The sequence below is a fragment of the Actinomadura sp. NBRC 104412 genome (assembly GCF_030269515.1).
Taxonomy (GTDB): domain Bacteria; phylum Actinomycetota; class Actinomycetes; order Streptosporangiales; family Streptosporangiaceae; genus Spirillospora.
In genome coordinates, this window is record NZ_BSTM01000061.1 from 1 (window position 1) to 8,074 (window position 8,074).

8 protein-coding genes and 1 pseudogene are annotated in these 8,074 nt (G+C 67.8%); 2 read left to right on the plus strand and 7 right to left on the minus strand.

Annotation, left to right across the window (positions count from 1 at the left end):
• Positions 1–285: 285 nt before the first annotated feature.
• Positions 286–2,592 (plus strand): DEAD/DEAH box helicase, encoded by a 2,307-nt coding sequence (locus QSK21_RS35355; RefSeq protein ID WP_502871630.1) that lies wholly within the window; start codon positions 286–288, stop codon positions 2,590–2,592.
• Positions 2,593–2,663: 71 nt separating this feature from the next.
• Here the strand turns inward: QSK21_RS35355 and QSK21_RS35360 are convergent, their stop codons facing one another.
• The 7 genes and pseudogenes from QSK21_RS35360 to QSK21_RS35390 form a co-directional block, all read right to left on the minus strand.
• The gene (locus QSK21_RS35360; protein ID WP_285702128.1) at positions 2,664–3,020 is read right to left on the minus strand and encodes a hypothetical protein; all 357 of its coding nucleotides are present in this window, start codon (positions 3,018–3,020) and stop codon (positions 2,664–2,666) included.
• Between the two features lie 255 nt (positions 3,021–3,275).
• A complete protein-coding gene (locus tag QSK21_RS35365; RefSeq protein ID WP_285702129.1) occupies positions 3,276–4,568 on the minus strand; it encodes a hypothetical protein in 1,293 nt (430 codons plus the stop codon).
• Between the two features lie 216 nt (positions 4,569–4,784).
• The gene (locus QSK21_RS36325; RefSeq protein ID WP_352231378.1) at positions 4,785–5,177 is read right to left on the minus strand and encodes an Rv3654c family TadE-like protein; all 393 of its coding nucleotides are present in this window, start codon (positions 5,175–5,177) and stop codon (positions 4,785–4,787) included.
• Positions 5,167–5,571, minus strand: coding sequence for a TadE family type IV pilus minor pilin (locus QSK21_RS35370; RefSeq protein WP_285702130.1), 405 nt, complete (start codon positions 5,569–5,571; stop codon positions 5,167–5,169). The genes QSK21_RS36325 and QSK21_RS35370 overlap by 11 nt, the downstream gene beginning before the upstream one ends.
• Positions 5,568–6,065 carry a DUF4244 domain-containing protein gene (locus QSK21_RS36440; protein WP_502871631.1) on the minus strand — a complete coding sequence of 166 codons (498 nt, stop codon included), beginning with the start codon at positions 6,063–6,065 and terminating at the stop codon, positions 5,568–5,570. Before QSK21_RS36440 ends, QSK21_RS35370 begins: the two co-directional genes overlap by 4 nt.
• A gap of 362 nt (positions 6,066–6,427) precedes the next feature.
• On the minus strand, positions 6,428–6,952 hold the full coding sequence (locus tag QSK21_RS35385) for a hypothetical protein (protein WP_285702131.1): 525 nt from the start codon (positions 6,950–6,952) through the stop codon (positions 6,428–6,430).
• A gap of 139 nt (positions 6,953–7,091) precedes the next feature.
• Positions 7,092–7,740, minus strand: a pseudogene (locus QSK21_RS35390) (IS5 family transposase); the annotation flags it as partial.
• 97 nt (positions 7,741–7,837) lie between these two features.
• Here QSK21_RS35390 and QSK21_RS36330 point away from each other — a divergent pair.
• The gene (locus tag QSK21_RS36330) at positions 7,838–8,005 is read left to right on the plus strand and encodes a DUF4259 domain-containing protein (RefSeq protein WP_352231379.1); all 168 of its coding nucleotides are present in this window, start codon (positions 7,838–7,840) and stop codon (positions 8,003–8,005) included.
• Positions 8,006–8,074 lie beyond the last annotated feature (69 nt).

Sequence of the window (8,074 nt, forward strand, 5' to 3'; positions counted from 1 at the left end):
CTTCACTGGTCTTGGTCGACTCGAAGGATCACGAGGTGGCCGTCTCACGTCACGGGGACTCGCCCATCACGACACGAACCGGTCATAGATCACACAGACCCCATACACCACTCCAGTGGACGTGAACCCACGCTCCGGCATCGCGCACGCAGATAATCGCCCACTCGGGCGAAACTTCGCGCCGTCCGTCTGACCTGCTGATCCACTGGTCAAGGCAGGGGGTTAACGGCCACCGGCGCCGGGGCGTTCCCGTTGTCGTTCCCCGGCTGGCACACTGAAAACCTGATGGCCGTCCAAAGAGCTTCGTCCCCACTCGACCGGCTGCTCGCGGATCCGACGCGGCGCGACAGGATCACGCATGTGGAGACCGTTCCGGCACGTGAGGGCCGTCGCACGGACTGGCCGGACTGGACGCCTCCGCTGCTGCGCGACCGGTTGACGGCCGCGGGGGTCGAGGCACCCTGGCAGCATCAGGCGACGGCGGCCGAGCACGCTCACGCCGGCCGTTCTGTGATCATCGCCACCGGCACCGCGTCCGGGAAGTCGCTGGCCTATCTGCTACCGTCCGTCGCCGCCATCTATGAGGAGGACGCGCGGCGCGAGGGCACCGTGTTGTATCTCGCGCCCACCAAGGCGCTCGCAGCCGACCAGCTTCGCGCCCTACGCGCGCTGCGGCTCTCCCGTGTGCGCGCGGCGACCTACGACGGGGACACTCCTCGCGACGAGCGCACCTGGGTACGCCAGCACGCCAACTACGTGCTGACCAACCCCGACATGCTGCACCGCTCCATCCTTCCCTCGCACGCGCGCTGGGGAGCGTTCCTGCGGCGCCTACGGTACGTGGTGATTGACGAGGCGCACGGGTACAGAGGCGTGTTCGGCTCCCACGTAGCCCACGTGCTGCGCCGTCTGCGCCGCATCTGCGCACGCTACGGAGTGGAGCCCACGTTCATCCTGGCGTCCGCCACCGCGTCCGAGCCCGCCGCCACCGCCTCCCGCCTCACCGGACTGGACGTGGTGGCGGTACACGACGATGCCTCGCCGCGCGGCCCCGCGACCTTCGCGCTTTGGGAACCGCCCCTCACCGACCTCCGAGGCGAGCACGGCGCCCCCGTACGCCGTACCGCGACCGCCGAAGCAGGGGACCTCCTAGCGGACCTTGTGGTTGAGGGCGTCCAGACCCTGACCTTCGTACGGTCCCGGCGTGGCGCCGAGTCGGTCGCCCTTGGAGCCAAGCGCGCGCTGCACGAGGTGGCCCCCGACTTGGCCGACCAGGTCGCGGCCTACCGTGCGGGTTACCTGCCCGAGGAACGGCGCGCGTTGGAGGCTTCTCTCCGTTCCCGTTCACTCGTCGGCCTTGCCAGCACCAACGCCCTGGAGTTGGGCGTGGACGTCTCGGGCCTGGACGCCGTCGTCGTATGCGGATGGCCCGGAACGCGCGCCTCCCTTTGGCAGCAAGCAGGCCGCGCAGGGCGCTCAGGACAACCGGCCCTCGCAGTCCTCGTGGCCCGGGACGACCCCCTGGACACCTTTCTCGTCCACCACCCCGAAGCCATCTTCGGGACACCCGTGGAAGCGACCGTCCTGGACCCTGACAACCCCTACGTTCTCGAGCCGCACCTATGCGCGGCAGCCTCGGAACTGCCCCTCACCGAGGCCGACCATGAACTCTTCGGGCCGTCCACCAAAGACCTTCTGCCGGACCTCGTACGCCGGGGCCTGCTCCGCCACCGCCCCACCGGCTGGTACTGGACGCGCCGTGACAAGGCCGCCGACCTCGCCGACATCCGCGGCGCGGGCGGCGCCCCGATCCAGGTCGTGGAGTCCGCGACCGGCCGCCTCCTGGGCACGGTGGACGAGGCGTCGGCCCACACCACCGTCCACGAAGGGGCCGTCTACATCCACCAGGGGGAGTCCTACCTCGTCCAGACCCTCGACCTGGACGACTCCGTCGCCTTGGTCGAGGCGGCCGACCCCGACTACTCCACCACCGCCCGTGACGTGACCGACATCCGGATCGTCGAACGGCTCCGCTCCACCGCCTGGGGCGAGGCGACCCTCTGCTACGGCACGGTCGAAGTGACCCGCCAGGTCGTCGCGTACCAGATGCGCCGCCTCCAAACAGGCGAGATGCTGGGCGAGAAGCCCCTTGAGCTTCCTCCCCGTACGCTCCGCACCCGAGCCGTCTGGTGGACGCTCTCCGAGTCCCAGATCGAGCGCCTGGGCGACCTCGACCTGGCCGGGTCCGCCCACGCCGCGGAACACGCCGCGATCGGCCTGCTCCCCCTGTTCGCCACCTGCGACCGCTGGGACATCGGCGGGGTCTCCACCGCCGTCCACCCCGACACCGGCCTTCTCACCGTCTTCGTGTACGACGGCCACGAGGGAGGTGCGGGCTTCGCGGAACGCGGCTACGCCAACGCCGCCGAGTGGCTCCGTGCCACCAGCAACGCCATCGCCGCCTGCGAATGCGAAACCGGCTGCCCCTCTTGCATCCAGTCCCCCAAATGCGGAAACGGCAACGACCCCCTGGACAAGCAAGGAGCCCTGCTCCTTTTGGCCGAGCTCCTACGCCAAGCCCCTAAGCCCTAGCCAAGAAACCTCGCAGCCAGAGCCTCCCGCCCGATAGCTGCCAGACCATTCGTAGGTCCCTCAGCGCCCCATCACGAAGTCGAGGAAGGTAGGGGCGGCGGCGTGTTCCGCCGTACCTGAGCCAGCTCGAGCTCCAGTTGACGCTTCTCCATCTCCAGCGTCTGCAGCGACTCCTCATGCTCGTCCCGCAGATCCCGGAGCTCCCTGCGGATCCCCAGCGAACGCCGCACTCCGAGGATCGCCACGGCAAGACCCGCCATGAAGGTGATCGCCACCACGGCACCGGCCATGAAGACGTGCCACTCCTCGGTGACCCCGGGGACCGTCTCGCCGAAGGCGACGAGCTCGACCGACTCCCTGTTCTCCAACACGACGGCCGCTCCGGCCGCGACGGCCGCCACCGCTACCACCAGCCCCAAGAAGATCATGTCGCGCGTCTCCTCCGCGATTCCGGGCCATCCAGGAGATCTCGGCTGGCAAGGGAGCCTAGACCCTCCCCATTTCCAACACCAGATCTCCCAACCGCACCACCAACACCACCGCCTCGCCGTTGGCCTGGGGTCGACAAGAGCGGGTGCGTTCGTGTGCGATCTGGGCCCAGATCAGGTGCCGTGGATGGACGGCGTGTCCGAACGGTCATTTGCGCTTCCACGCCGCAGCACCCACAGACGTGATGGGAGGCTTCAGCGGCGCCGTCTTCTCTCTCCCCGACCGCTGCGGCGGCCCCCCGCGGAGGAAGAGGCGATTCGCACGCTGACACCGCTGGCGGCTGTGCCCAAGGTGGCGGGACGGTGTCGAGCCTGCGACACCGCAGACTCGCGCAGGGCCTGCTTGACCGGAGTGTCGCCGCTACAGCGGCGCGCGCTGGGCTTATCGGCCGCCTGCGATTCGGGCAGTTTGGTCATCTTCGCGGCCGCTTCGGCCCGCGCGATCTGCTCACGTGCTCGACGAACCCTGGTACGCCCGGTGCCGCTGCGTGCCGTACGCGCCGCTTTGCCCTTCTCGCTCAGACCCGCCTGAGCCACGCGCATACGCCGCGTCCACATACCCAGGTGAGCCGCCAGGACAAGAAGCACCAGAGCGATACCCAGGCTTTTGCCCCATTCCAGGCTACTGATGGCCGAAGCGTCGCCCGCCTTCGGCTTGGCCCGGTCCGCCACCTGCGGTGCCGGGTAAGCGATGCCGGGGACCGCTCCGTCGGGCTGGACGTAGGGCAGCGTGACAGGAGACTTCTGGTTGAACGGGGTCAAAGGTGCGTTGCCGACCGTGGAAGGACTCCCTGGAGCCGACGACGGCAGCGATCCGAGTGGACTCCGCGGAGTACTGGGCACCGTGACGCTGGTGGAGGCGGAAGCCGAACTGACCGAGCCGCCAACGCCATCGGGACGCTTGGCCCGCACCGTCACCGGCACCGTCCCGGTGGTGCCCGACGGAAGGCTGAAGGTGGTGCTGCAACTCGACCCGCCGCAGAGAGCACCCGCACTTCCGCTCTTGGAGCCTGCCGGGCCCGCCGTGACCGTGTAGCCCGAGATGTCGTCCTCAAGTCCGAGGTTCCAGCGAACGGAGAGCTTGCCTCCGGAGACCTTGGCCGAGACGCCGCCGGGCCGCGCGGGTGGGATCCGCACCGTGAACGTGTTCGAGTCGTACACGTGCTTGGTGATCCCACCCTGGAGGAAGACCCTGTAGACGCCATTGCGGCGCAGCGGGATGGTGCCCGAGAGCTTGCCGGCCAGGCTGCGCTTGGCGAGGAAGGTGTTGCCTGCTCCGGGTATGTCCGCGCGAAGATGCATGTCGAGCGCGAAGTCGAACTCGGCGGAAGCGGTCAGCTGGGACCCGCTTCGGATCACGGCGCCGTTCTCCGGATAGAGCACGCTCGTCGAGGCGGCCTTGGCGGGGATCGACGCCCCGAGAAGAGGGAAGGCCATCGCGAGGGGTGCCGCCAGCATGATCGCACCGGTTCTGCGGATCCTGGTCACGGCTCCAACCCCTTCTCGAACGAGCCTCCAACAGCACCTCACCAGGCCGGGTGAGCCGCCATTGCAACCGTCGCGTCGAGTGGTACCTGCGCACTTACTCGCAACGTAACGTACCACGTAGTAACAGAAGTCACAGGATGCCGACAAGGATCCCGTACGAGGGGCTTCGGACACCTCCGGCGCTTCTATTGATGTTCAGTACAACGAAGTGGGTCGTCAGGTTACGCTGCCGGATCTCGCGGGGCCAGCCCTGGCCTCGGAGCCGACCCTGAGCTCGCCGACTCCGAACGGCACCCGCAGCCCCAGCTCTACCGATATGTCGACGATCCGGCCCCGCACGACGCAACCGGAGAGGCGCGTGCCGGACCGAGCAGCGGCCACGGCCGCCACACGGCACGCGGCTCCGCTCCCGTCGGCGACCCGGGCGGCCGCCCCGAGCGCCGCGAGATCGGCGGCCGAATCGGCCCTATGCCGAGCCGCCCGTACCGATCCGACCGTCACGGCCAAGACCCCAACAAACCAGAGCAGCGCCATGAACGCGACCACCCAGACCGTCCCTGACCCGCGGTCCCGCCAAGCCCCCACCGATGCCCCCTTCTCACGACCCACTGCGTACCCGCGCCCCGGGCTTCTCTGAGCCGGAGCCGCCCAGCTCGACCGTCCCGGGCTCGGTGACCGCCGTTGCGCGTACCCGGATGACGAGGGGCGGGAGATCCGCCGCTACCGGCCCTTTCACAGGTGCGTCGATCTCGACTCGGGAGGTACCCGAATCCCGAGCGATCCGGATCGTCGCCCCGGCCGGCACCGAACGCGCGACCAGAGCGCGGACGGAGACAAGCGACTCCCCTCGTGCGGCGGCCCGGGCACCGCTCCGTGCCGCATCGAGGCAGGCCAACTTGATGGACGCGGCGGTCACACCCCAGATGCCGAGCGCGGTCACCAACACCAGGGCGGGCAGCGCGACCGCGATCTCCACCGTCACCATCCCGCGCTGGCCCTTCATCCGGCCAGTTGCAGGGCGCGCTTGACGATGTCCAAGAGCAGACCGCGCACCTCCGCACCCGTGACGATCTTGAACAGGATCCCGGCGAACGCCGCGGCCGCGATCATGCCCACCGCGTACTCGGCCGTCGACATCCCGAGATCCCTCCTACCTCCTCGCGGCATCGCCCTGACCCCCGAAAGCATGCGCACTCCCTTCACCTTTGGAAGACGCTCGACCAGCGCCCACGACAAGCCTCGCGATCCCGCAAGCCACACAACAGGTGAACGACGTTCTGTGGAAAACCACCATGCGCACCTGACCACAGCCAGCCAGAACTCGGCCAGCGCGGATGTCTCGTCCTTGCGCAGGTAGACCAGTACCAGCAGGACCTGCCGGCCGGGGTTGAGCAGCCACCAGGTCGACCCGATCGCCTTGCGGCGACGGCGGATCAGCCCGGCCACGTAGTTCAGCGTTGAACGCGACAAATCGACGGCGGCACAGTAGACCAGCACGCAGAGACCCCTGGCCGGACGACGTGATTGTGATGATCAACCCGCCAGGGGTTTCTTTACGTCACACTCCGAACCTCAGCAGGCAACAGCGGCTCTAACATCGCCCACTGTGCGTCGGTCAGGTCGAACCGTCCCGTCACCGCTAGGGTGGCCACCAGGTCTCCGGGACACTGGTCTTCTTGGTCGAAGCACCACCTACCGGAGACTTCGCCACTTATCGAGCACCGACACGCCGGGTCCCCACCACCGGCCCTTTCGAACGGGCCCTAGACCACCACCCGACGGTGGAGTGATGGGTCAACTGCGGCTCGAACCGGCCTCTGCGGTTTGCAATACAGGCGCGCCCAATACTCCAGCCGCACTTACCGATTCGGTGATGGACCGGACATGGGTCCGCCATCCGTATGACGAGGATCCCAGGGACCGTGGTCGGTGGCAGGCATAGGCTCGGGCGCAATCCAGGTGATGCCGGTGCTGGGACGATGGCCGGTGGCGAGGTACTCGATCACCGCGCGCCGGGCGGTCGCCGCGCTGGTTCTCACCGTGGTGCCGGGGATAGTGATCACCGGCGCGTCGAGGAACCACATGACCCGCAACGGGTCGCCTGGCGGCAGTTCGACGGCAATGGATTCGTCGGGGAGCCAGGTCAAGGCGGCCCGGTCGACGTCGATGTCGATCTCGACGCGGAGCCCCTTACCACCGTTGTTGTAGCCGTCTAGGGAAACCTTGGACGGGTCTCCCTCGTCTGAACGACAAAACCACAACGCCTGACCCGAGCAACCGTGGGGCAGGATGGATCGGACGGCCTCGTCAAAGATCTCGGCGGCCGCTTCCAAACCGGGCAGTTCCCGGACGTAGGCCAGGTGGTCAATCATCACGTATGTCATCAACGGACGACCTTAGTTACTCCAGCCCCATTCAACGATCCCTTGGGCGTCACCGGCGTTGGTAGTCGCAACGTCGCCAGCGAGGACTCGATGCCGCAGCGGGCGCGATGCACACTACGATGCCGCGGCGCGAGCGTCACCAGCGGCGTAGGTGCGGGTGGTCGTATCCCTTGTCGCCGTGCAGCCTGCCCGGACGGCGGCGGCGCGGTCCGCGCCGTGAGCGGATCGGCGCGATACCTGCCACCAGAGGTTGAAGGCCCTGGCTGTCGTGGGTGTCGGCGGCGGAGATTGCGACAGAGATCGGCAGGCCGGTCCGCTCGGTGAGCACTGGATCTTCGACCCGTTTGCGCCGCGGTCAACAGGAGTCAACGCCCCAGATTCGGGCCAACCGTCGTCCCTACGGTGAACCGGCGGGCGGGCCGGTCCACAGTCATCAGGATTCGGGCCTGCCGGTTCCTTCTTGCTCGCGCGGACGCCGAGTCGATCGCGCATCGCGACCGGTCCAGCTCACCTGCCGCGCCGGGTTCATCCAGCCTGGACCTGGTGCAGTCTGGCCCCTACCTGCGCGGCGCTCGATTCGGCGAACCGCCGGGAGATGGTCTGCCAGGAGGCGCCGAACACCGGCGGGACCTGCCGCCAGGTGCAGCCGATGGTGGCCACGAACAGCCGCCGGCACCTCACGATCGTCGGCACGCCGCCGCCCGGCCTCCCTGAGGACGGGTCGGCGCAGGTGGCACGACCCGCTGGAACAACTCCCACAACTCATCAGGAACCAGATGCTCCACCATCGCCCGGCGGACGGATATCGATCCGACCAAACGAAACAACGTCTTAAGGCTGCTGGTTTGGGGAAGCCTATGGCGTCGAAGCGGGTGAGCGCTGGGCATCTGGGGACGCAGGCCGTTGGACGATGGCACAGCGGCCGATTGGAGCAACGAGCTGGATGAACTGTCGGAGGAAGAACGACCCCTCGCGGTTCGGGCGGCTCTTGAAAGGGCGGCCGCGTCCAGGCGGGTGGTGTATGAGAAGGCCACCTCGCGATCTATTGATTAGTTAAGCACTGATTGCCTCAATTGTCACATCAGCATCATTGGTGTCGCTTTCGTGGCCGACTTTCTGGCA

Excerpts from the sequence above, each read along its gene's own strand:
- QSK21_RS35385 (WP_285702131.1), bottom strand. The coding sequence starts at position 6,952 with ATGACATACGTGATGATTGACCACCTGGCCTACGTCCGGGAACTGCCC.
- QSK21_RS35370 (WP_285702130.1), bottom strand. The coding sequence starts at position 5,571 with ATGAAGGGCCAGCGCGGGATGGTGACGGTGGAGATCGCGGTCGCGCTG.
- QSK21_RS35360 (WP_285702128.1), bottom strand. The coding sequence starts at position 3,020 with ATGATCTTCTTGGGGCTGGTGGTAGCGGTGGCGGCCGTCGCGGCCGGA.
- QSK21_RS35355 (WP_502871630.1), top strand. The coding sequence starts at position 286 with ATGGCCGTCCAAAGAGCTTCGTCCCCACTCGACCGGCTGCTCGCGGAT.